The organism is Providencia sp. PROV267, from assembly GCF_028477825.1.
In the GTDB taxonomy this organism is placed as follows: Bacteria; Pseudomonadota; Gammaproteobacteria; order Enterobacterales; family Enterobacteriaceae; genus Providencia; species Providencia stuartii.
Genome location: NZ_JAMPLX010000030.1, coordinates 12,782 through 36,018 on the forward strand (window position 1 = coordinate 12,782; position 23,237 = coordinate 36,018).

The 23,237-nt window shown below is 42.9% G+C and carries 22 protein-coding genes; 16 read left to right on the forward strand and 6 right to left on the reverse strand.

The window, feature by feature from the left end:
- Positions 1–305: 305 nt before the first annotated feature.
- Positions 306–857: an ADP compounds hydrolase NudE gene (nudE, locus tag PR709_RS18530; protein WP_004916049.1), complete on the forward strand. Its 552-nt coding sequence runs from the start codon at positions 306–308 to the stop codon at positions 855–857.
- A gap of 128 nt (positions 858–985) precedes the next feature.
- On the opposite strand, the gene mrcA is transcribed toward nudE, so the two are convergent.
- Positions 986–3,517 carry a peptidoglycan glycosyltransferase/peptidoglycan DD-transpeptidase MrcA gene (gene mrcA / locus PR709_RS18535; protein WP_042116095.1) on the reverse strand — a complete coding sequence of 844 codons (2,532 nt, stop codon included), beginning with the start codon at positions 3,515–3,517 and terminating at the stop codon, positions 986–988.
- A gap of 116 nt (positions 3,518–3,633) precedes the next feature.
- Here mrcA and pilM point away from each other — a divergent pair, with 116 nt between their 5' ends.
- The 12 genes from pilM (at position 3,634) to PR709_RS18595 (ending at position 14,287) form a co-directional block, all read left to right on the forward strand.
- Positions 3,634–4,476 (forward strand): pilus assembly protein PilM, encoded by an 843-nt coding sequence (gene pilM / locus PR709_RS18540; protein ID WP_014657122.1) that lies wholly within the window; start codon positions 3,634–3,636, stop codon positions 4,474–4,476.
- Positions 4,463–5,002, forward strand: coding sequence for a PilN domain-containing protein (locus PR709_RS18545; protein WP_004916052.1), 540 nt, complete (start codon positions 4,463–4,465; stop codon positions 5,000–5,002). The genes pilM and PR709_RS18545 overlap by 14 nt, the downstream gene beginning before the upstream one ends.
- Positions 4,995–5,543: a hypothetical protein gene (locus tag PR709_RS18550; protein WP_004916055.1), complete on the forward strand. Its 549-nt coding sequence runs from the start codon at positions 4,995–4,997 to the stop codon at positions 5,541–5,543. The genes PR709_RS18545 and PR709_RS18550 overlap by 8 nt, the downstream gene beginning before the upstream one ends.
- Entirely contained in the window at positions 5,533–6,570 is a 1,038-nt protein-coding gene (locus tag PR709_RS18555) for a secretin N-terminal domain-containing protein (RefSeq protein ID WP_014657124.1), read from the forward strand. The genes PR709_RS18550 and PR709_RS18555 overlap by 11 nt, the downstream gene beginning before the upstream one ends.
- A gap of 503 nt (positions 6,571–7,073) precedes the next feature.
- Positions 7,074–7,595, forward strand: a complete 522-nt coding sequence (aroK, locus tag PR709_RS18560) for a shikimate kinase AroK (RefSeq protein WP_004916057.1) — start codon at positions 7,074–7,076, stop codon at positions 7,593–7,595.
- A gap of 34 nt (positions 7,596–7,629) precedes the next feature.
- On the forward strand, positions 7,630–8,724 hold the full coding sequence (aroB, locus tag PR709_RS18565; RefSeq protein WP_004916059.1) for a 3-dehydroquinate synthase: 1,095 nt from the start codon (positions 7,630–7,632) through the stop codon (positions 8,722–8,724).
- Positions 8,725–9,043: 319 nt separating this feature from the next.
- Positions 9,044–9,949 carry an SPOR domain-containing protein gene (locus PR709_RS18570; RefSeq protein WP_014657126.1) on the forward strand — a complete coding sequence of 302 codons (906 nt, stop codon included), beginning with the start codon at positions 9,044–9,046 and terminating at the stop codon, positions 9,947–9,949.
- Positions 9,950–10,029: 80 nt separating this feature from the next.
- The gene (gene dam, locus PR709_RS18575; RefSeq protein WP_004916061.1) at positions 10,030–10,914 is read left to right on the forward strand and encodes an adenine-specific DNA-methyltransferase; all 885 of its coding nucleotides are present in this window, start codon (positions 10,030–10,032) and stop codon (positions 10,912–10,914) included.
- A gap of 34 nt (positions 10,915–10,948) precedes the next feature.
- Complete coding sequence (rpe, locus tag PR709_RS18580; RefSeq protein ID WP_004916064.1) at positions 10,949–11,623, forward strand: ribulose-phosphate 3-epimerase; 675 nt, start codon at positions 10,949–10,951, stop codon at positions 11,621–11,623.
- Complete coding sequence (locus tag PR709_RS18585) at positions 11,620–12,312, forward strand: phosphoglycolate phosphatase (protein WP_004916066.1); 693 nt, start codon at positions 11,620–11,622, stop codon at positions 12,310–12,312. The genes rpe and PR709_RS18585 overlap by 4 nt, the downstream gene beginning before the upstream one ends.
- 19 nt (positions 12,313–12,331) lie before the next feature.
- Positions 12,332–13,375: a tryptophan--tRNA ligase gene (gene trpS, locus PR709_RS18590; protein ID WP_102781047.1), complete on the forward strand. Its 1,044-nt coding sequence runs from the start codon at positions 12,332–12,334 to the stop codon at positions 13,373–13,375.
- A 174-nt stretch (positions 13,376–13,549) separates the two neighbouring features.
- Entirely contained in the window at positions 13,550–14,287 is a 738-nt protein-coding gene (locus PR709_RS18595; RefSeq protein WP_004916069.1) for a 3-oxoacyl-ACP reductase family protein, read from the forward strand.
- A gap of 57 nt (positions 14,288–14,344) precedes the next feature.
- Here the strand turns inward: PR709_RS18595 and PR709_RS18600 are convergent, their stop codons facing one another.
- The 3 genes from PR709_RS18600 to PR709_RS18610 all read right to left on the reverse strand — a co-directional run bounded on the left by PR709_RS18600 (position 14,345) and on the right by PR709_RS18610 (position 16,917).
- Positions 14,345–15,523: a lactate oxidase gene (locus PR709_RS18600; protein WP_169342358.1), complete on the reverse strand. Its 1,179-nt coding sequence runs from the start codon at positions 15,521–15,523 to the stop codon at positions 14,345–14,347.
- Between the two features lie 52 nt (positions 15,524–15,575).
- Positions 15,576–16,142, reverse strand: a complete 567-nt coding sequence (locus PR709_RS18605) for a YceI family protein (protein ID WP_004916073.1) — start codon at positions 16,140–16,142, stop codon at positions 15,576–15,578.
- Positions 16,143–16,239: 97 nt separating this feature from the next.
- Positions 16,240–16,917, reverse strand: a complete 678-nt coding sequence (locus PR709_RS18610; protein ID WP_004916074.1) for a hydrolase — start codon at positions 16,915–16,917, stop codon at positions 16,240–16,242.
- Between the two features lie 266 nt (positions 16,918–17,183).
- Between PR709_RS18610 and PR709_RS18615 the strand changes: the two genes are divergently transcribed.
- Positions 17,184–18,059, forward strand: coding sequence for a pirin family protein (locus PR709_RS18615; protein ID WP_004916075.1), 876 nt, complete (start codon positions 17,184–17,186; stop codon positions 18,057–18,059).
- 56 nt (positions 18,060–18,115) lie between these two features.
- Here PR709_RS18615 and PR709_RS18620 read toward each other — a convergent pair whose 3' ends face one another.
- Complete coding sequence (locus tag PR709_RS18620) at positions 18,116–19,027, reverse strand: LysR substrate-binding domain-containing protein (RefSeq protein ID WP_004916076.1); 912 nt, start codon at positions 19,025–19,027, stop codon at positions 18,116–18,118.
- A 186-nt stretch (positions 19,028–19,213) separates the two neighbouring features.
- Here PR709_RS18620 and PR709_RS18625 point away from each other — a divergent pair, with 186 nt between their 5' ends.
- Positions 19,214–20,896, forward strand: coding sequence for an ABC transporter ATP-binding protein (locus tag PR709_RS18625; RefSeq protein ID WP_014657129.1), 1,683 nt, complete (start codon positions 19,214–19,216; stop codon positions 20,894–20,896).
- Complete coding sequence (locus PR709_RS18630; protein WP_004916077.1) at positions 20,893–22,524, forward strand: ATP-binding cassette domain-containing protein; 1,632 nt, start codon at positions 20,893–20,895, stop codon at positions 22,522–22,524. The genes PR709_RS18625 and PR709_RS18630 overlap by 4 nt, the downstream gene beginning before the upstream one ends.
- A 5-nt stretch (positions 22,525–22,529) precedes the next feature.
- Here PR709_RS18630 and yiiM read toward each other — a convergent pair whose 3' ends face one another.
- Positions 22,530–23,210 carry a 6-hydroxyaminopurine reductase gene (yiiM, locus tag PR709_RS18635; RefSeq protein ID WP_272571097.1) on the reverse strand — a complete coding sequence of 227 codons (681 nt, stop codon included), beginning with the start codon at positions 23,208–23,210 and terminating at the stop codon, positions 22,530–22,532.
- Positions 23,211–23,237: the final 27 nt, after the last annotated feature.

Here is a 23,237-nt window from a genome sequence, read left to right on the forward strand (position 1 = left end):
AAAAATTTTATTTATTAATCTGTGCTCTTTTTATACACTTCATATATACATAAAATAATTCAAGTTGTATGTTTGTATACATGCTAAGTACGCCATTTTAATATAAAAACCTAAGAGACGAAGCACTGTACCTTATTATCATACCTCTCACACAACTAGAAGTGCGATAGGTATACTAACAGCATTTTATCAACCCGATAATCTCTATCAATTTTTTTTGATATGGGTCATAGTTAACAACAGTGTAATAGCGACATTGTAGCGTCGCTGATATTTTTATTCACTCACCCTATTCGGGAATTGTTATGACTGAGCTTAAAAAGCCAAAAATCTTGAATATTCAGGATGTTGCTCATTCCAAGTTATTCAGTATCCAATCTGTTGACCTCGAGTTTAGCAACGGCGAAAAACGCATTTATGAAAGGATGCGTCCAGGGAAACGTGAGGCCGTACTCATTGTTCCTATCATCAATGATAGTTTGATCCTAATCCGTGAATATGCTGTCGGTATTGAAGATTACGAATTAGGGTTCCCTAAAGGCGCTATCGATCCCGGTGAAACCCCAATAGAAGCAGCACAACGCGAGTTAAAAGAAGAAATCGGTTTTGGTGCCAATCACATCACACAAGTGGCGAAACTCACCATGTCACCCTCTTACTTCTCTAGTAAGATGAATATTCTCATCGCAAGCGACCTCTACCATGAAAAGCTAGAAGGGGATGAACCAGAGCCTTTACAACAGGTTAGATGGCCAATTGCACGCATGATGGAGTTACTTGAACACCCTGATTTCAATGAAGCGCGTAATATCAGTGCCTTATTCTATCTTGAGCGTTATTTAAAAAAATACAATTAGCGCCATTTTTCCAAATAGATCGCCAATTAATTTTTGCGTTAAAAATAAATAGGAAAATCAATACAACGATTTTCCTATTTAACATTTACTCTCTTGTTAGCTCCCCTTTGAACAGGGAGCCAAACACATTAGAACAGTTCTTGGCTCTCGCCGCCCTCTTCAAAGATAGTCGTTCCAACCTCTTGAATAGCATGCTCTTTAGGCTCAGTACCCTCAATAAAATACTCTTTACGAGAATTGCCTAGCTTACCCGTCCGACTATCAATAGAAACAGCAATGATCCCTTTCGGTGGCTTCATCATCGTAACCGGTACACCTTCTAAGATTGACTTCATAAAGTCATCCCATATTGGTTGAGCGCTTTTCGCCCCCGCTTCACCACCGCTGATTGCTGTGCGCCCTAAGGTACGCCTATTATCATCAAAACCAATCCAAGCCGAGGCGACAACATCAGGGCCGTAACCGGAGAACCAAGCATCTTTCGAGCTATTCGTTGTGCCTGTTTTACCACCAATATCACGGCGACCACCTAGATCTCTCGCTGCACGCCAGCCAGTACCTAACCAGCCTGGTTCACCATAGATATTCGTCATCATTGCATCCCTAATTAAGAACGCTAAAGGTGTGCTGATAACATGAGGCGCATACATATCTTGAGGTGTCGCTTCTTTTGGTGCCGCAGATGTCACTTCCATCGTTGGCTCTTGCTCCGTTGGTTTATCATCTGATTGAGTAATTTCTTCTGTCGACTCGTCATCAACGCCTTTAAGGGCGATCGTACGCTCCGTATTTCCATAAATCACTGGAATATCAGTACAATCAGGGCAAGCTATTCTTGGATTAGCTTCAAAAAGCACCTCACCCTCTGCATTCTCAATTTTTTGGATATAGTAAGGGTCAATCAGATAACCACCATTCACCATCACCGCATAGCCTCGCACCATCTGCATTGGCGTAAATGATGGCGCACCGAGCGCTAAGGCTTCAGTTCGATTGATATTTTCCGCAGGGAAGCCAAAACGTGTGAGGTAATCGGCTGCATAGTCAACCCCCATCGCTCTCATGGCGCGTACCATAACCACGTTCTTTGATTCACCTAACCCTTGTCTTAAGCGGATAGGGCCTGCATAACGAGGCGGTGAGTTTTTCGGCCGCCAATCTGACCCTGCTCCCGCATCCCAACGACTGATAGGAACATCATTTAACAGTGATGCCAGCGTCAAGCCTTTATCCATCGCTGCTGTATACAAGAAAGGTTTGATATTCGAGCCAACTTGGCGTAATGACTGAGTGACGCGGTTAAACTCACTCATATTAAAGTCAAAGCCACCCACTAAGGCGATAATCGCACCATTATTTGGGTTCAATGCCACAAAAGCCCCGTTAACTTCAGGAACCTGTCCCAGCCACCAAATATCTTTTACTTTGCGGATCCAAACTTGCTCACCTGCTTTCATCACCGCATTCACTTTACTTGGCGTGGCACCTTGCTGGGTATCGGAAATGAATTTACGCGCCCAACGCACACCCGCTAAAGTGATTTTCTCTGTTGAGCCATCGGCCAATTGCACCGTCGCTTCGCTGTCCGTTGAGGAAAGGACAACAGCAGGTAATAATGGCCCATAAACAGGGGATTTTTTAAGTTTTTCGATAATTTTTTCTGTCGTCCAGGCAGGCTCTCCTGCTGTCCACAACACGTCTGCTGGCCCGCGATAACCATGACGGACATCATAATCAATTAAATTATTGCGTACCGCATCAGTGGCTGCGAGTTGGTCTTTGCGAATAACCGTTGTGTAGACTTTGTAACCGTCAGTATAAGCATCTTCACCATGTTGCTCATACAATGTTTGGCGTGCCATTTCGGCGAGGTAAGGTGCTGAGAAATCAATTTTCGGTGCGTGATAAGACGCTTCAATTCGCTCATTTTTTGCCTGTTCATATTCTGCTTGGGTGATGTATTTTTCTTCTAGCATACGCCCAAGCACCACATTACGACGGCTAATCGCTTTTTCATAAGAGAATAAAGGATTTGATGTCGAAGGTGCTTTTGGTAAACCCGCGATCATCGCCATTTCACTGAGCGTTAATTCATTGACCGTTTTACCAAAATACACATACGCGGCTGCGCCAACCCCATATGCACGGTTACCAAGGTAAATTTTATTGAGATACAGTTCCATGATCTCATTTTTGGTGAATAACTGCTCAATTCTCACCGCAAGAAAGACCTCTTTTACCTTACGCATTATGGTTCTTTCTGGGCTTAAGTAAAAGTTTCTGGCTAATTGCTGGGTGATTGTACTCGCCCCTTGGGAAGCACGACCCGAAGATGCCATTACCGTAACGGCACGGAAAATACCCACAGGGTCGATACCATGATGCTCATAAAAACGGCTATCTTCCGTTGCAATAAAGGCCTTGATCATCAGGGGTGGGATATCAGCTAATGGCAGCGGAATACGGCGTTTTTCACCATATTGTGCAATTAATTCACCATCAGCACTGAAGATTTGCATCGGCGTTTGTAGGCGGATGTCTTTCATTGTTGCGACGTCAGGTAACTCATTTTCGACATATTTGTACATGCCAAAAATCGAGGCGGTTCCCAAAAAAATGCAACAAATAACAATAATAAAAAAATATTTTACGAACTTCACCGGATAATTCCCATACTCAACAGACAGGAGGGTTTAGATATAGCTGGCGCGTAGTATAAAGCTTATACAGCTCAATAGAAATCGTAATTTATTTGTTGATGATAAGGAAATTATCTATGTATTCACAAAAATGGAACATCGGAATAGACCTTTGCCAAGCCTCAATTCAACTTGTTGCCACAAAACAAAACCGCAAACGGCGGTACTTATGCGAGTGTTGGCAACATAATATTCCAAACGAAATCACCAGCCAATCTGAACATGATAGATACGAGATGCTACTGAAAATTTTAATACAATGGCGTCGGAAATTACCTAAAAATTGTCAGGTCTCAATGGCATTTTCTGCTCTGAGAACATTAAAACAGCAAGTGACTTTACCTGAACAAGTGACTTTAAAGCAACCTGAGCTAGGTTGGTACTTACAAAGCTGCGCCGAAAAATTGTTTCCACTAAGTTCAGAAGATTTGGTGATCGATTATCGTGTGATAGACAATCGAGCCTACCTAAACGGGGTACGTAAGTCAGAGATCGTGTTTTGGCAAAATTTATTACATGACAGTGGCTTCTTGCTAACCGCAATTGATGTCGCCCCTTGTGTCTTACGTTACATTGCACGCTATGCTGGGTTACCCGATGAGAGTTGGCTAATACATTATCGCCAAGGGGAGTGGCTATGGACTGGCCCCGTCAGTCAACCTGCAACTTATAATCAAATCCAAGAAAATGACATCACCACACTTCCACAAATTATCGCTCTACTCAATGAAAACAATGGACCACTAAAATTGCCTCTCTATTATATCGGCGATCACCATAAGTCTCAGGCAGTACATTCATGGAGCCTATTGCAAGCCTTTCATAACCATACCGTTAGGCTCCCTCACCAACTCGGTGATTTTGTGGTTGCAACAGGTTTAGCGTTACGCGATAAGGATCGTGACCATGTATCAAGTTAATTTTTTACCTTGGCGGCAACAGCGTATTACTCGCAATAAACGGCGGTGTTTCGCGCTATTTATTCTGCAAAGTTGTCTAGTCGCGATCGTGGTTATCTACAGTTCTTCACAACAGCAGTTCGAACAAACACAGTGGCAGATCACCAAAATGCAACTCGAACAACATGTCGCGCAAAAGCAGCAACAGATAAAGGTGATTAACGAAAAACAAGCCAAGCTCGCTGAATGGCAAACGCACCGACAACACCTTAATCGGCAAGCACAAAGTAACCGAACTCGGTTAAATCTTCTTTATAAGCTACCTGAACTTACACCGCAAAAAAGCTGGCTCGCGAAGGTCTCACTCACTGGTAATAACCTAGAAATAGCTGCTGTTAGCTATGATTTTCACGATATTAGCCAATTGATCACTCGCTTAGAAAGCAACCCGTTATTGCATCAAGTACAACTCATAAAAATGGGGAAAACTCGTCAGGTTAACTACTTGCATGTAAGTGCACACTATCAGGAGGAGACGAATGAATGATAATGCCTCTGGGTTTTGGTATCGCCCTTTTTGGCAACAAACTATTCCTCTTTGGGTTGCTACGATTGCTATCTTACTGGCTTACACCTTTTTTTATTGGCAGGAAGTGGAGTCTCAACTGACTGAACTTAAAAATAAAACTCAGCATATCGCCTCTCAATCACAACAATATACGCAGGCACTAACACAACTTCCTTCACTCCATCAACTTGAGCAACAAATGGTGGCTCTGGAGCAAGAATTAACATTATCAAAACAAAACGCAACACAATTTGTGGCTCATATACAACACATGGTTACCCAAACAAAGGTCGTACTTAACCGTTTACAACCCTCGGCGGCTGTAGCGGCCAATGAGCAGCGTTATCAGGTTGAAGTTCAAGGTGATTACCCGCAAATTTACCGCTTCATCCATGCCATTATCACGCCCGCATCATACCAAACAGGTCTCATTTCTGAGGTACGTTTTTCGCCTCGCAATGGCGAGTTAACAGCCACATTCACCCTCTCATTTATCAAGGATGATATTAATGAACAATAAACTGTTTTTAGCTGTAATCATTGTTTTTACTATTCCCTTAAACGTGATCGCTCAAGAGATGCGCGACCCCTTCATCCCTCTGCCTTTAGATGAAACTCACCAAAAGCTCGCCTCTCCCTCACCAACTCCCTCTCATCAACCCGTCGAGAATCCATTCATCGAAAAAATCTTTAAACTCACATCCATAAGTGCAACAGATGCCCTCGAACAGTTAAAACACCCTGAAAATGCTTTATTATCGAGCCAAGCTACCGCCATCAGCCACTTTGCAACAAATAGTTTAGTGATAAAAGAGACAAAAACCCGCTTACAACTGATTGAAGAGTGGTTAAAGCAACTTGATGTTCCTAAACAGCAAGTCCAAATTACCGCACACATTATCAGCAGCAGCCGGACAGCCCTGCAAGAGTTAGGCTTGGAGTGGGGAATGTTATCGGGTAGCCCCAATAATAGCCGCTACCAGCGTTATAACCGCTATGACTCTTCATCAGGTCAGTTTAATTTACTTCGGCTGGGCGAAGGGCTGTTAGAACTTAAACTTAATGCTTTAGAAAAAGAAAATTTGCTCTCTATTATCGCAAGCCCTCGTTTGATGGCTTCACACAAACACCCCGCCAGTATTCAGCAAGGGTCTGAAATCCCCTATGTCACTAGCACAGAAAAGAAAACACACGTTCAGTTTAAAGATGCGGTATTAGGAATGGAGGTCACGCCAACTCTCTCACGCGGAGATCACGTTGAGCTACTACTGAAAATCAGTCATAACTCCCCTGATAAAGCGATTACCACCAGTGATGAACACTATTTAGCGATCAATAAGCAAGAAATCGCTACCTCTGTCACGATACGCAACAATGAAACATTGATACTCGGCGGCATTTTTCAACAGAAGCAAGAAAAAACAGAAACAGGCCTACCTTTTCTTTCCAACATTCCCCTTTTGGGAAAGTTATTTACCAATACAGGTGAACATATTGACCGTAGAGTTCTTGTGGTTTTTATCACACCAAAGCTGATCAATATTTAGATAAAAAAATAATATTGATACTTCAAGTAGTTGAATGAATATAAAGGAAATGTGAGCAGAGAAAATTATTTTTTATGCCATAAACTTACCGGATAAATTTGACGCTGACGTCGTTTTAGCATACAAGGTTACCCATTGAGTGTTCTAACTATCAGTAGATTAAAGAACAAGCTATCAGCCGCTTATAAAATAGCCGCAATCAATTTGCTCTATAAATTAACACGTTCCTCTGCTTTTATATGCAGTGGCAATACTGTTAAAACTCATGTTGAACAAAACGTTAGGCAAAATAGACGGCATAATAAAAGAAACCAGTAACACAAATGTGGCACTTTGTTCGCTCAGTGCCACATTTATATAGTTGCAATTCAGGTTGATGTATTGAGATAATTTTCTTATCTGATCTCACTTATCACTCATGAGGTTTCAGTTTAGGTCCCGTCGCTAATTCGATTGGCGGGGCGGGTTATCATTAACGAATAATCGTAGTAATACCAAAAAACATGGCAGAGAAACGCAATATCTTTCTGGTTGGACCGATGGGTGCCGGCAAAAGCACTATTGGTCGTCAATTGGCTCAACAGCTTAATATGGAGTTTTTCGACTCTGATCACGAGATTGAAAAACGTACAGGTGCAGATGTAGGCTGGGTCTTTGACCTAGAAGGCGAGGAAGGCTTCCGCGAGCGCGAAGAAAAAATCATCAATGAGCTTACCGAAAAACAAGGCATCGTACTGGCAACGGGTGGCGGTTCAGTAAAATCGAAAGAAACTCGCAATCGCCTATCTGCTCGTGGTGTTGTTGTGTATCTCGAAACCACTATCGAGAAACAGTTGTCTCGAACTCAACGTGATAAAAAACGGCCACTATTACAAGTGGATGAACCGGCTCGTGAAGTTCTTGAAAAATTGGCATCTGAACGCAACCCGATGTATGAAGAAATTGCTGATATCACCATTCATACTGATGAGCAAAGTGCCAAAGTTGTCGCAAGCCAAATCATTGAGCTGTTAGAAAAAAACTAACTTAACATTACTCATGGCAACAAGGTAAAGCAAGATGGAAAAAGTCACTGTTACTCTGGATGAACGCAGTTATCCAATCACAATTGCTCCGGGTCTTTATAACCAACCAGATGCTTTTTGGCCACTCAAAGCGGGTCAACGAGCTATGTTGGTGACCAACGAGACACTTGCGCCTATCTATCTTGAGAAAGTGACGCGTGCTCTTGAAGCAGCAGGGGTAACAGTAGATTCAATCATTTTACCGGATGGGGAACAGTATAAATCCTTGTTCATTATGAACGATGTTTTCACTGCCTTACTCGAAAAACGCCATAATCGCGATACCACCCTCATAGCACTTGGTGGGGGTGTTATCGGTGACCTAACAGGTTTCGCCGCAGCAAGTTATCAACGTGGGGTTCGTTTTATCCAAGTACCAACCACCTTGTTATCACAAGTAGATTCATCCGTAGGCGGCAAAACCGCGGTAAACCATCCATTAGGCAAAAATATGATCGGGGCATTTTATCAGCCCGCCTCTGTCATCATCGACCTTGATTGCTTAAAAACGTTACCGAAAAGAGAGCTTTCATCTGGTCTTGCTGAAGTCATCAAGTATGGCATCATCCTTGATGGTGAGTTTTTCAGCTGGCTAGAAGCGAATATCGACGCTCTAATGGCTCTTGATAATCAAGCCATGGCTTACTGCATCCGTCGCTGCTGTGAATTAAAAGCACAGGTCGTCGCGGCTGATGAGAAAGAGACTAGCGGCTTAAGGGCGCTACTTAACCTTGGCCATACTTTTGGTCATGCTATTGAAGCCCATATGGGCTATGGCGTTTGGCTGCACGGTGAAGCCGTTGCAGCAGGTATGGTGATGGCGGCTAAAACGGCAGAACGCATAGGCACATTCACCGCACACCAAACTCAGCGAATTATCGCCTTGTTAGAACGCGCTGAGCTACCTGTGACGGGTCCTGAGCAAATGAAACCGGATGACTATTTACCTCATATGATGCGGGATAAAAAGGTCATGGGCGGGAAACTCCATCTTATCTTACCTACCACAATCGGCCATGCAGAAATGCGCTCAGATATTGAAACACAAACAGTACGAGATGCGATATCGTCCTGTTTACCCGAAACCTAAGCCATCTTGTGTGATTATCAGCCAGAAACAGATAAAACCATCCAGATAATTTGAGGTTTTAAAATGTTTCTGGCAGATATGTCTTAAAATCGTTAAATTATAAGCTATGCCTAAAGTTTCAGGTTACAACACACTCTCAAACACTTAGACTTTTAGACATGCAATATCATATGTCGTATTAATCATATGAAGACGATATGACAAGTATAAGACTATCCTTTGCAACATCGCGGGTATACACTATTTACTCGTGAAGAGGCCGTAATGAAAAGAGAAATTTTATCTCGATTACAAGGTGATATTTATTCGGGAGGGCAAAATGGACGAATTTAAACCAGATAATCAGCCTAATACACAAAATGATCTACGGCCAGATACATCCGACCGACCGGCAGGTCGTAGCCGTCCATCATCAACAGCAAAACCTAAACTCACGATATCTCGCCAACATATTATGATTGGTGTAGGTGTTTTGGTGCTGTTATTACTGATTATCGCCATTAGCTCAGCCTTAAAAGCTCCAACAGAGCATGAAAAGCAGCAAACTGATACAACGGCAAACGAGCGTAATATCGATTTGTCTAGCTCTTCATCGCTTAGCAATAATCAAAGCCCATCAGGCCAGGCACAAGAGATAAACGTACCGCCTGTGAACCCAGTACCTACCCAAGGTACTCAACAGCAACAAACAAATAATTATGGTGAACGGATTGAAATCCCGGGTGATGTTGTCGATGCTCTAAACCAAGGTCAATCACTCAACCAAGGCACGGCGAATACGCCGGCACAAAATATTGCACCGCCTCCTGTGACACAAACGCCACCGGCTCAAAAGCCACAAACGGTGCCTGCAAAACCAGAGAGGACGCAAACAAAGCCTGTTGAAACTAAACAACCGGCTCAACCTAAGCAGCCAGCAAAAACAACCACGGCGAACCAAAATCAAAGTGGTAACTTAATGTCAGCGCCTGCGAGTAACTACACATTACAATTAAGCAGTGCAAGCCGTTCTGATACACTAGAAGCTTTCGCTAAACAACATAAACTCAATAACTATAAAGTTTATAAAACAATCCGTAATGGGCAAACTTGGTATGTTCTGATCCACGGCAACTATCGCTCCGTCAATGAAGCTAAAAGCGCTATTGCGACTTTACCAGCCGAAATTCAAGCGAAAAAACCATGGGTTAGAAATATGAAGCAAGTTCAACAGGATCAGAAATAACAACGTTTTATAGCGGGCGCATTATGCTGTCCTGACAGAGTACCCAATACTACTCTAAACGTTTGTAACAATAAGACGGCATGAAAAAAACACGCGCTTTTTTGAAATGGGCCGGCGGCAAATACCCTCTAGTGGAAGATATCAAAAAACATCTTCCACAGGGTGATTGCTTGATCGAGCCCTTTGTAGGAGCAGGTTCTGTTTTCCTAAATACCAGCTACGATGCTTATGTCCTAGCTGATATCAACAGCGACCTCATTAACCTCTACAATACCGTAAAATACCGTACAGACTCTTTCATCGGAGAAGTACGCGAGATCTTTACGCCTGAATTTAATACCGCCGAGCAGTATTACATTAAACGTCAAGAATTTAACCAATCTACAGACCCTATCAAACGTAGCGTATTATTTTTATATCTAAATCGCCACTGCTACAACGGGCTATGTCGTTATAATTCACGCGGCGAATTTAATGTGCCTTTTGGTCGTTATAAAAAGCCCTACTTTCCAGAAGAAGAACTACTGTGGTTTGCCGATAAAGCGCAAAAAGCGACCTTTGTGACCCAAGATTATGAAAGTACGCTGCTATCTGCGGAATCAGGCTCGGTCGTTTATTGTGACCCTCCGTATGCTCCGCTTTCCGAAACAGCGAACTTTACGGCCTATCACACCAATGCCTTTAGCGCTCAAGAACAACAAAATCTTGCGCGATTAGCCCATTATTTGTCTTCAGATCGCAAAATTCCGGTTCTGATTTCAAATCATGACACGCCAGCAACAAGAGAGTGGTATCATCAAGCTAAATTACACATTGTCAAAGTGCGTCGAACAATCAGTCGAAACATACTTAATCGCGCGAAAGTCAATGAGTTGTTGGCACTATATAACGGGGAGCCTGCGCTAAAACTCCCCAAAAACGCTGATAAGAAAAACATCAAGCGCCTCTCGTCTGGCGTGGAATGACTCTCAGGTGACGTTTAAATAATCGGAGACAATAATGAAAGATTTTCTCATTGCCCCATCTATTTTATCTGCAGATTTTGCCCGTTTAGGCGAAGATACCGCAAAAGTACTAGCCGCTGGCGCGGATATCGTGCATTTTGACGTTATGGACAACCACTATGTTCCTAACCTCACGTTCGGTGCACCGATTTGTAAAGCCCTACGCGACTACGGAATTACTGCGCCAATCGATGTCCACTTGATGGTTAAACCTGTCGACAGAATTATCCCTGACTTTGCAAAAGCAGGCGCAAATCATATCAGCTTCCACGTTGAAGCCAGCGAACATGTCGATAGAACACTACAGTTAATCAAAGAACATGGCTGTACTGCTGGCCTCGTTTTCAACCCAGCAACACCATTGAGCCACCTAGAGTATGTGATGGATAAAGTCGATATGATCCTACTCATGTCGGTAAACCCAGGCTTTGGTGGTCAATCCTTTATTCCACATACGCTGACTAAATTGCGCCAAGTCCGTAAAATGATCGATGAAAGTGGCTATGATATTCGTTTAGAAATCGATGGCGGTGTTAAAGTTGATAATATTGCCGAAATTGCCGCTGCTGGTGCCGACACCTTTGTTGCAGGATCTGCAATTTTTGGTCAGCCTGATTACAAAACCGTCATTGATCAAATGCGTAAGGAATTACAAAAGGTATCTCAATGACACAACCGAGTTTAGAAAACATCAAAGCAATTGCCTTTGATTTAGATGGTACTCTCGTTGACAGTGCCGGTGGATTAGCTGAAGCGCTAGATAACGCATTAAAAGAACAAGGTTTTCCACCAGCAGGGAAAGAGCGTGTTTCAATTTGGGTAGGTAACGGTGCCGATGTCATGATTGAACGCGCATTAACATGGGCGGGAGCAACCATCACTCCCGAGCTTCACCAAGCGACCCGTGACAGTTTTGATAAATTCTATGCCACCGCTGTGACAACGGGCAGCGAACTATTTCCAGAAGTCAAAGAGACGTTAGAAAAGCTCGCATTCCATAACATCCCTATGGCCATAGTGACCAATAAACCCACACCTTTTATCGCGCCATTACTGAAAAAATTAGCCATTGATCGCTATTTTTCGTTAGTGCTTGGCGGCGATGATGTGAAAGAGAAAAAGCCACACCCAGCGCCACTGTATCTCACCATGGGCAAGCTTGGTTTACGTAAAGAGGAATTGCTTTTTGTCGGTGATTCCCGTAATGATATTATTGCGGCAAAAAGCGCACAATGCCCTAGCGTTGGCCTAACTTACGGTTATAACTATGGTGAATCAATCGCTCTGAGTGAGCCTGACTGTGTATTAACACACTTTTCAGATATCCTGCCTACCATCGGTTTATCTGACACAAAATAATTAAAGGATATAAAAAGAAATGAGTGAACCCACTGAAAAACAAAAGCAAACCCAAAAACCTATCGTATTCAGCGGCGCGCAGCCTTCCGGTGAATTGACCATCGGTAACTACATGGGTGCGCTACGTCAGTGGGTACAAATGCAAGATGATTACGACTGCATCTATTGTATCGTTGACCAACATGCGATCACTGTACGTCAAGACCCTGACGAGCTACGCAAAAGAACCCTCGATACCTTAGCACTCTACCTCGCTTGTGGCATTGACCCGAGTAAAAGCACTATTTTTGTTCAATCCCATGTGCCGCAACATGCGCAACTTAGCTGGGCGCTAAACTGTTACACTTACTTCGGCGAACTAAGCCGTATGACACAATTTAAAGATAAATCAGCGCGTCATGCAGAAAACATTAACGCTGGTTTATTTGATTATCCTGTATTAATGGCTGCCGATATTTTACTTTATCAAACTAACCAAGTTCCTGTTGGTATCGACCAAAAACAGCATCTTGAGTTAAGCCGTGATATTGCACAGCGTTTTAACGCGATTTATGGCGATATCTTTACCGTGCCAGATCCTTTTATTCCGACTGGAGGTGGCGCTCGTGTCATGGCTTTGCAAGATCCAATGAAGAAAATGTCTAAGTCTGATGATAACCGCAATAACGTTATCGCCCTGCTTGAAGATCCAAAATCAGCAGCGAAAAAAATCAAACGTGCGGTCACTGACTCAGAAGAGCCGCCTCGTGTTCGTTATGACATCGAAAACAAACCAGGTGTTTCAAACCTGCTAGATATTTTATCTGGCGTAACGGGTAAAAAGATTGCCGAGCTTGAAGCCGAATTTGAAGGTCAAATGTACGGTCATCTTAAAGGGGCAGTGGCAGATGCCGTCTCTGGCATGTTGGCTACACTCCAAGAGCGTTATCATCAATTCCGTAATGACGAAGCGCTGCTCAACAAAATTATGGATGAAGGCGCAACCAAAGCGGCTGCACGCGCGCAAGAAACCGTTGATAAAGTTTATGAAGCCATTGGTTTTGTAAAACGCCCTCAGCTGTAATTCATACACGCCCTTATCTCTTCTAAAAGGTAAGGGCTTTTAATTTAAAAACTCACCTTTCTCTTCACCTTCAATTATTTTCAACAACCTCATCGATTTATCTCTCTGGTGTCTCTGTGCTTTTCTCAGTCAAATAGCTCACTCATTGATATGTAATAACGTTAAGGTGAATCTATGTTATTCAAAAATAAATATGCTTTTGTTCAAGGTGGATCAAGAGGTATCGGTGCTGCTATCGTCAAACAATTTGCTCAAGCTGGGGCCAGTGTCGCTTTTACCTACGCCTCTTCTGACGATAAAGCTAAAGCTTTAGTGGCTGAAATTGAGCAATTTTCAGGTAACGTATTGGCAATCAAAGCAAATAGCGCTGATGAAAATGAAATAAAAGCCGCCATCACACAAGCCGCCAATACATTTGGTAGCCTTGATATCTTAGTTAACAATGTTGGTACTTTAGAGCTAGGAACATTAGATACCCTATCATTAGAAGCGTTCGATCGCTCCTATCACCTCAATGTTCGCAGCCTATTTATTGCCAGCCAAGCTGCATTAGAAGTGATGAATAATAATGGGCGCATTATTCATATTGGTAGCATTAACGCACAAAGAGTACCATTTGAAGGCGGTAGTGCTTATGCGATGAGCAAAGCCGCTATCGTAGGGCTTACTAAAGGGATGGCTCGTGATGTCGCTAGCCGAGGCATTACTGTGAATAATATCCAGCCCGGTCCTGTCAACACGGACATGAATCCTGAACAAGGTGAGTTTGCAGAGAGTTTAAAACAGATCATGGCATTAAAACGTTATGCCAGCGCCGATGAAATAGCCAGTTTTGTCGTTTATTTAGCCAGCCCTGCCGCTGCTTATATCACAGGTGCAAGCTTAAATATTGATGGTGGATTTAGCATCTAATTATCTTAATAGCATAAAAAAACGGGAGGCATCTCCCGTTTTTTCACTTAATGAAATTTATTGAAAATCCATATCGGTATAAAGCTTCGTTGCTTTTACACTTTCAATATTTTTCGCGCCACCCAACATCATATTAATGGATAATTCTTTATTCAGTTGCTGAATAACGGAATTCACCCCTTCCGCGCCCCCTAAATTTAATCCATATAAAATTGGACGACCCACCGCGACAACATCAGCACCACTTGCTAGCGCTTTAAACACATGGGAGCCACGGCGAACACCACTATCAAAAACAATAGGAACACGTTTGTTGACCACTTTTGCAATGGAAGGCAAAACATCAAAAGAAGCTGGGCCGCTATCTAATTGTCGCCCACCATGGTTAGATACCCAAATTGCATCTGCACCAGCCTTGATCACTCTATCTGCATCTTCAGGTGATTGGATCCCTTTCACTATCACAGGCAAACCCGATAGTTTTTTCACGTAAGCAATATCTGCTGGGGTAAAGGCTTGTTTAGCTTGAGCATAAATTTCGCTGATCCCTGCCCCTTTACCTGTTTTAGAGCCATCATCATTTTGTTTAGCGAACAGTTCTAAATTGGCAAAACCAAGTGGGAATTGGAAGTTATTGCGAATATCATCTTCGCGATAGCCACCAACAGGCGAATCCACCGTTAAAATAATCGCTTTAGCACCACTCTCTTTAGCTCGTTTCAAGGTAAACTCATTGAAAGCATTATTCTTGCTCATATAAAGTTGGAAGAAGAATGGGCTTTCCCCTGAAACTTCGGCGACTTCTTCAATAGTCTTGTTACCATAAGTACTTAATGAAAAAATTGAGCCAGCTTTCGCCATCCCTTTGGCTGTCGCAATTTCACCGTCTTGATGGGCCAAACCTTGAGCTGCCATTGGGGCTTGAATAATTGGCGTTTTTAAATCAATCCCTAAAAATTGGGTTGATAAGTCAATATCTTTAATTTCAATCCCCTGCATTACCCGCGGCATAATGTATTTTCTATCAAAGCTACGCGTATTTTTATCTAAGTTCAGCTCATCTTCGGCCCCACCTCGAATATAGCCAAAAGCCCCTTTTTCCATGTTTTTCGCAACTTGGTCTTCTAGCTCATCTAAATTGATAATTTTAATCGGTCCTTCTTTGGTACTCGCTTGATAATCCGCGGCTTGTGCAGCCCCAACGGATAAGGTCAAAGCCAGTATCGCCGATGACATCACCGCGATGGGCTGTTTTTTTGCTCTGTGTAACATACTCCACCTCCTCAACTTATTGTTTGATAGCTTCCGCTTGTATTTTTATCACTACCTCTTTTGCCATTCCCTCTTTTGCAAGGAAATCCACCCCCCATTTTGTACGGTCAATGGTCGTTTCAAAGTCACCACCACAAACATCCGCTTTAAAAATAGGACTGAAATAACAGCCGAATTTCGTTGTTTTCAACTGAACGGGATGAGACTGTCCTTTCATGGTTAAAATGCCATCAATAGAAACAGGTTTATTATCCGCAAAGTTCCATTTAGTTGATTTAAATTCGATGGTTGGGTATTTCGCTACATCTAACATATCGGCGCTCTTAATATGGTTATCAAACGCTGTTAGACCGGTATTTAATGTCTCCGCTGGGATTTTGACATTAATGCTTCCCTTGTTTTTTTCTGGGGAATAGCTCATATCACCACGAATGTTGTAGAAACCACCGCTATTGGTCGATGTATTAAAGTGATCAATATAGAAAACCGCTTTAGTATGGGTTGGATCTAACTGATAATTTGCGGCTTGAGCAGTACCGGCTACCAATAGTGAAGCCAATAATGGCAATACAATCTTTTTCATGGAATACATCCTAATTATTTGTTTTATCTAAATTAATACAGATAGGTAGCCTCTACTTTTAGTAAAGGCTACGGATAATTCGAGTTAAAAATGAGGCTTAGCGTTCTGAATCTAATTGCTCATTGTTTTTCAAAACATCTTGAGCTTTCATATAGCTTTCAATGAGCAGTTGATATGCAGGGAAAATTTGCGTGTAAGCTTGTGCCCATTCTGCCGCATCTTCACGATTCCACGTTTTCTGAATTTCAGACGCGACCGCGGCTGTATCCATTGGTACCACACCAGCTTGGACCATGCGTGCTAAGGTGATTTCTTGTGCCATTTTGCTATAAGTACCAGATGCATCAATGACGACAAAAACTTGGTAACCGTCAGCTACCGCACTAATAGCAGGGAAAGCCATGCAAACACTGGTTATCGTGCCCGCGATAATCAGTTGTTTTTTACCCGTTGCTTTAACTGCTTCAACAAATTCAGGGTTATCCCATGCGTTGATTTCACCGCGACGTGCAATATATTGTGCATGTGGCGCATTTTGGTGAATTTCAGGGATCAGAGGGCCATTCGGGCCTTGTGGTACAGATGCTGTTGTGATGACAGGCATTTTTGCCAATGAAGCTATTTTTGCGAGAACAGCAGCACGTGCTCGCAGCTCTGTCATTGGCATATCACCGACAGTTTGGAACAAGCCGCTTTGATGGTCTATCAATAACATCACTGCATCATCTGGATTAATAACAGGACGCTGTCCATTGAAGTTTGCCGGATTACTCATAATGAAACCTCTCAATCAATAAAATAATGAAATGCTTTTAAACGAGAAATAGAACAATCGTTGCCCCGCTCTCTTGTTATTTACATTAATTCATCGATTTTTTGTTGAGTAGTCCGGTTTTTAGTAAACACTGTTCTAAAAATAGGATAATGGAAACCAGAACTATTGTTCTAATAATGAAACAATGAAACCTATTTTTACCACTACTGATAACGAAATCGTGCCCCTATGATAAATACATCAGAATCTATTTTAGGAGCATAACCATGAAAAAGATCATTGGTATTTATAACGCACCTCGCAGTCATTGGGTTGGAGATGGCTTCCCTGTTCGCTCATTATTTAGCTATAACAACCACGGGAAATATCTCAACCCATTTCTTTTACTTGATAGAGCGGGGCCTTTTACCTTCCCAAGCTCAGATGCTGAGAACCGTGGTGTTGGAGAGCATCCGCACAAAGGGTTCGAAACAGTAACTATCGTCTATGATGGTGAGGTTGCACATCATGATTCTACAGGTGAAGGGGGCGTGATTGGTCCAGGAGATGTTCAGTGGATGACTGCGGCATCCGGTATTTTACATCAAGAATACCAATCCGATGATTTTATGAAAAATGGCGGCACCTTAGATATGGTGCAACTGTGGGTCAACTTACCGGCTAAAGATAAATTGGCGTCTCCGGGATACCAACTGCTAAAAAGTAGCCATATTCCGAATATTGCTTTACCTAATGATGCAGGCTATTTACGCGTCATTGCAGGTAACTATCTAGGAAATAATGGTGCTGCACGTACATTTACCCCTTTAGATGTTTGGGATCTCAAACTGAAAAAAGGTAAAACAGTAGGGTTACAAACTAAAGCCGGCCGTAATGTTGGTTTAGTGATGTTACATGGCTCGTTAATTGTTGATGGTCACGCTAGTTTAAATGAGGGAGAGCTGCTCATCCTTGATAGTAGTGACAGTAATATTGTTATGGAAGCCACGGAAGATGCTGTTGTACTCTTCTTAAGCGGTGAGCCCATTGATGAACCCGTTGTCGGCTATGGTCCCTTTGTGATGAATAGCGATAAAGAAATTATCGAAGCGGTTAATGATTTTAATCGTGGTAAATTTGGCCGAATCCCTCAAAATCAATAAGATAATAACTCCTCGATAGGGTGACTATTGAGGAGTTATCTTTTTACGGTGATGGATTATGATGATTTAACAGTTGGTGAAATATTCTCAGCCAAATAATTTAATAATAGTTGTACTGATGGCAATAAACCTTTTCTTGATGGGTAAACCGCATGAATAATATCTTCAGGAAAACGCCATTCAGGTAATATTTCAATCAATGCCCCTGAACTTAAGTCTTTTTCCACCACACCATAAGGCAATCGAGCAATACCAATCCCCTTTAATGCGGCTTTATACAAGGTCAAAATATCGGTTGTTGCTAATTTGGGGATAAAGTGCTGAGTGAAGCTTAAGTCCTCACTGTTTTTCAGTGTCACCGTATAATTTTGGGAATGTTCGGTATTTGCCAATATTGGGTAATTCACTAACTCTTCAGGTTGTTGCAGCGGCTCTCCGCCTTTAAATAACAGCGGGCTAGCGACCAAAACCCGCCGTGAATAACCCAATACTTTCATCATTAAACCCGAATCATCTAACGGCAGCGAACGCACTCGCAGCGCCATATCTAACCCTTCACTGATCACATCAACGGGCCGATTAACAGCTAAGATTTGTACATCGATCTCCGGATACTTCACCATAAAATCGACTAATAAATCTTGCAGATACACTTGAAGTAAAGCGACAGGACAAGACAATTTAATGATCCCTTTCGGGTCAGTTTGTACAGAGCAGATCAGCTCCTCAGCAATTTTCGCTTCATCGACAACATTTTTGCATTGTTGATAAAAGGTTTGGCCGATTTCAGTCACATGGAACTGGCGTGTTGAACGATAAATTAAGGAAACATTGAGTTTCTGCTCAAGATCAGCAATACGGCGGCTAAGTTTAGATTTCGGGATCCCCAAAGCAAGACCTGCTTGTGAAAACCCGCCATGCTCGACTACTTTGACATAGTAGTAGAGGTCATTTAAATCGTACCGCATCCCTATTCCCCTTTTTACTAAAACCTATTTATATTACTGAAAATCGATAATAAGTCTGCTTAAATTACGCCATTTACCCCGTCAATAAGACCCGTTAGCCAAACAAATAGTTTCGGTATCGAAACAACTCATTGCCAGTTAAACAAGGAAATCAATTAAAGTAACTACCCGGCTATGGAGGTTTCTATGTACCGCGCACTTTGGGCATTGTTACGCCCTTATCGTTTCGTTTTAATATTTGCTGTTATTTTACAAGCTATCGCTGGCATTAGCTCCCTGATCCCTTGGGTTGCAATTAGCCAAATCGCCTTATCCCCTGTTGAACAAGGGAACACTTGGGTCATTATTGCATTTATTAGCGGAGTCGTATGGCTCGTTTGCCAAACACTTGCCCTATACCTAACCCATCAAACGGATAACCAATTGTGCTATCAATTAAGGCTAAAAATACTCAATAAACTCAATCGACTTCCTTTGAGTGAGTTTGTTTATTCAGGTAAAGAAGGGATCCAAAAAATTGTTGATCGCGATGTGCGCTTGCTGCATCAACTCACCGCCCATGCACCTGCCGACTTGGCTCAACTGTTTGTCGTTCCAATAACCGCAACGCTGATCTTATTATGGACCAACTGGGCATTAATGATTTTTTGCCTACTTCCTTTAATCATCACCATTTACCTTTTCCGCCAGCTACGCTCACCACGTTATCAATCGCTATTCACTGCTCGTGACCAGACGATGGGGAATTTATATGCTCAATATGCAGAGTTTGCCGATAACCCATTACTTGCAAGACAGTATCCAAACCGCGCCATTCAACTTGCTGTGACACAAGCACTCTCCGCTTTTCTCGTGGCCTTTAATCGCTGGATTAACAAAATCGGCGCATTCAGTTCACTGACTCAAATTGGAATGAGTACCACATTACTGACGTTATGGGTGATTATTGGGTCGTTGGTAGTGCCGACCTCGGTGTCACTGTCGCAAATGGTGTTGTTTATTCTTTTGATGCATAGCATTACCGCTCCAATCGCTGCCATGGGGCATGGTGCCGATGCCCTCAACCATGCAGTCGCCGCTTCAGAGCGTATTCGCCATTTTCTTGAGCAAACAGAAATGCAGTATGGTGATAAATCACTGCAAGGAGCGCCTTGTGCCGTTCATATTCACGATGTGGATTATTGTGTACAGGATAAAACTTTACTCTCTAACATCAACTTAACCATTCAACCCGGTCAGCTTGTCGCTATTGTTGGTGCATCGGGAGCAGGAAAAAGTACACTTTTACAATTGATGGCACGGTTCCTCGACCCAACTCGTGGCGAGTTATACTTTAATACGACGCCCCTACCTCAATTCTCATTAGCAGGGTTAAACCAGCAAGTATCTATTGTGATGCAGAATACTCAACCTATGCCGTGTTCGCTGAAAGAAAATCTACAGCTATTTGCCCCCGATGCGACAGCGGTCGAAATCACTGACTACCTTGAAAAATTAAATCTACTAACACGGCTCCAGCAATTACCAAAGGGGCTAGACAGTTTAGTCGGTCATGATATCACCTTATCAGGTGGTGAAGCTCAACGTTTAGCCATCGCTCGCGTGCTGCTCTCTAAAGTCCCTATTTTGTTGTTTGATGAGCCAACATCTGCATTAGATCCGCAAAATGCCGAGTTATTTTTCCAGCTTTTAAACCAAGAGCAGCGTACACGAGTCTTGGTCACCCATGATCTGAGCTATTTATGCCATGCAGATACGGTGATCTTACTGGAAGAAGGGCAAATAATTGCTCAAGGTACACACCTACAGTTATCTGAACATACTCCCCAATATCAACAATTACTAAGTGCATTGGAGGACGCCGCATGATCCGTCTGTTCTTAAGTACCGTCCGTCGTGCGCTATTATGGATGATATTCGCTGCTATCTTAGATGGTATCAGCGGGTTGCTACTCGTTCCTGTGATCATCAATTGGGGCTCCGACGATATAAGTGCGCTGATTTGGCTACTGGTGAGTAGCTTAGTGTCATTAACCGTTATTTTTATCGCCACTCAGAAAGGCTACCTTGCAGGTGGCATTGTTATGCGCACGCTCACCAACGCATTAATACGCCATCTACCTGTCTCATTAAAACCAATCCCGAGTGCGACAAGTTTAGTTTCTGGGCCAATTTCCCATGTGATGTCCATTCCTGCTCACTTATTACACCCAATCATTAGCGGTATTGTCACCCCTTTAACCGTGATCTTAGGGGCATTGATTCTGAACTTTTGGCTAGGAAGCATCCTGTTAATGATTGGCTTCATGTTATTACTTATTTTACGTTTTTCCGCCAAACACGTGTCATTCGCCGAAAAGCAAGTACACGCCTCACAGCAGAAGGTTATCGATGAATTAGGCCACTTTGCCACACATCAACCGCTGCTTCGCAGAGCGGGTGTCAGTCAACAGCAGCAGCAAGGTTTAGAGCAGAGCCTGACTCAGCAATATCAGACACAAAAACAACTTCAACGCCGTAGCTTGCCTTTTCATTTGCTGTTTTCATTCGCTATTCAAGTAACCTTTATCGGCTTATTAGCTTTCGGCTTATTGGCGGTCAATCGTGAAACACTTACCCTACCTATGTGGTTAGCCGCCATGCTGTTATTAGCGCGTTTTATTGAGCCACTCTGGTTGCTTTCCCATTTAGACCAAGCATTACGCCAAGCTAAAAAATCGCTCAATCAGATAACCCAAGCACTGGAAACACCTGAGCTTAATTTTGTTCGTTCATCTCAAACCCCATCTGAAAATACCGTGAGCTGTAACGCCTTATCTCAGCGTACAGAGGAGGGGAAAGTCCTATTAAAACCGCTCGACTTAACTTTTAAAGCAAATACATTCACGGCCATTGTGGGGGCGTCTGGCGCTGGAAAAAGCACGTTATTGAATTTGTTGGCGCGCTTGCAAGACCCTTCACAAGGCGTAGTGCGGTATGGCAATAAAGATATCGCTCAATTATCGCAAGCAGTGCTCTGTAGTAAGCGAGGCATATTATTTCAAGATAACCGGCTGTTTAAAGGCAGTTTACGGCAAAATATGACTGCCAGTTCAGAAGAGATCGATGATCCATCAATCATCGCCATGCTTCAACAACTCAATATCGATGCAGATCATACTTTACTAGATGGAGATGTAGGTGCTGGCGGGCAAATTTTCTCTGGTGGACAAAGGCAACGTTTGTGTATTGCAAGACTACTATTAAGCCGTCCTGATATTATTTTGATGGATGAGCCGACAGCTAGCCTTGATTACATCAATACTGCCGCTGTTATTGAACAGCTACTCACTGCCAACCAGCAGACACGTATTGTTGTGACTCACCAACCGATGCTTGCCAGCCAAGCCGATCATATTATTGTGATGGCATCTGGCGAAATCGTTGACCAAGGAACACATGCAGAATTATTAGCCCGTGAGCCTTGGTATCAACAATTTATCAGCGGCAGCCTTTAAGAATATCAGCCTCGCTTACCAAATAAGCGATGGCTGAACTCTTCAATACGGCGATGCTCAAGCCTATTTTGCATCGTCAGGCTCCAACTTGCAGACAGCCCCGCGGCTCCTAGCAAACGTTGATATAACTCTTCATCGAATGGGGCATGAAAAGCGCTCATAATCGCTTCTTGAACAGAAATATCGCTATTACGACTTAAAAGGGTGATCGGTGTTGCGGCACTGACTGACCCCGTCTTTATCACTCGATACAACCAACCACAACGACCATTTTCTTGCATTATTTGAGCAAAGTTTTCAACGCCTGTCAGGCCATTGAGCTTATAGCATGGCGAGCGTGGTTGGGTGACTTGAATACGAGCATCACCCCAAGCATAAATATCACCAATAAAGACATTCTCTTCTGTCATACCTTGAGTCGAGATATTTTCACCAAACGCTGGTGGCGTAAAAAGAGATTCAAGTTCAGGATAAGCATTAGCCCAGAATTGATAGTGCTCTGCCGGATAATGGCATAGCGCCCGATCAGGGCCACCATGAAAGCGTTTTTCAGCTTGCTCATCTCCCTCAAGCCCTAATTGCCCTAATGGCAACGGCCCATCCACTTGACGCTTATGAATAGCGCTCTGACCACAATCTAATGTGGCTTTGACTTCGCCGATATAGACTTGAGGATGAATTTGCATTGCGATTACACCTTTATCGTGGCTTTA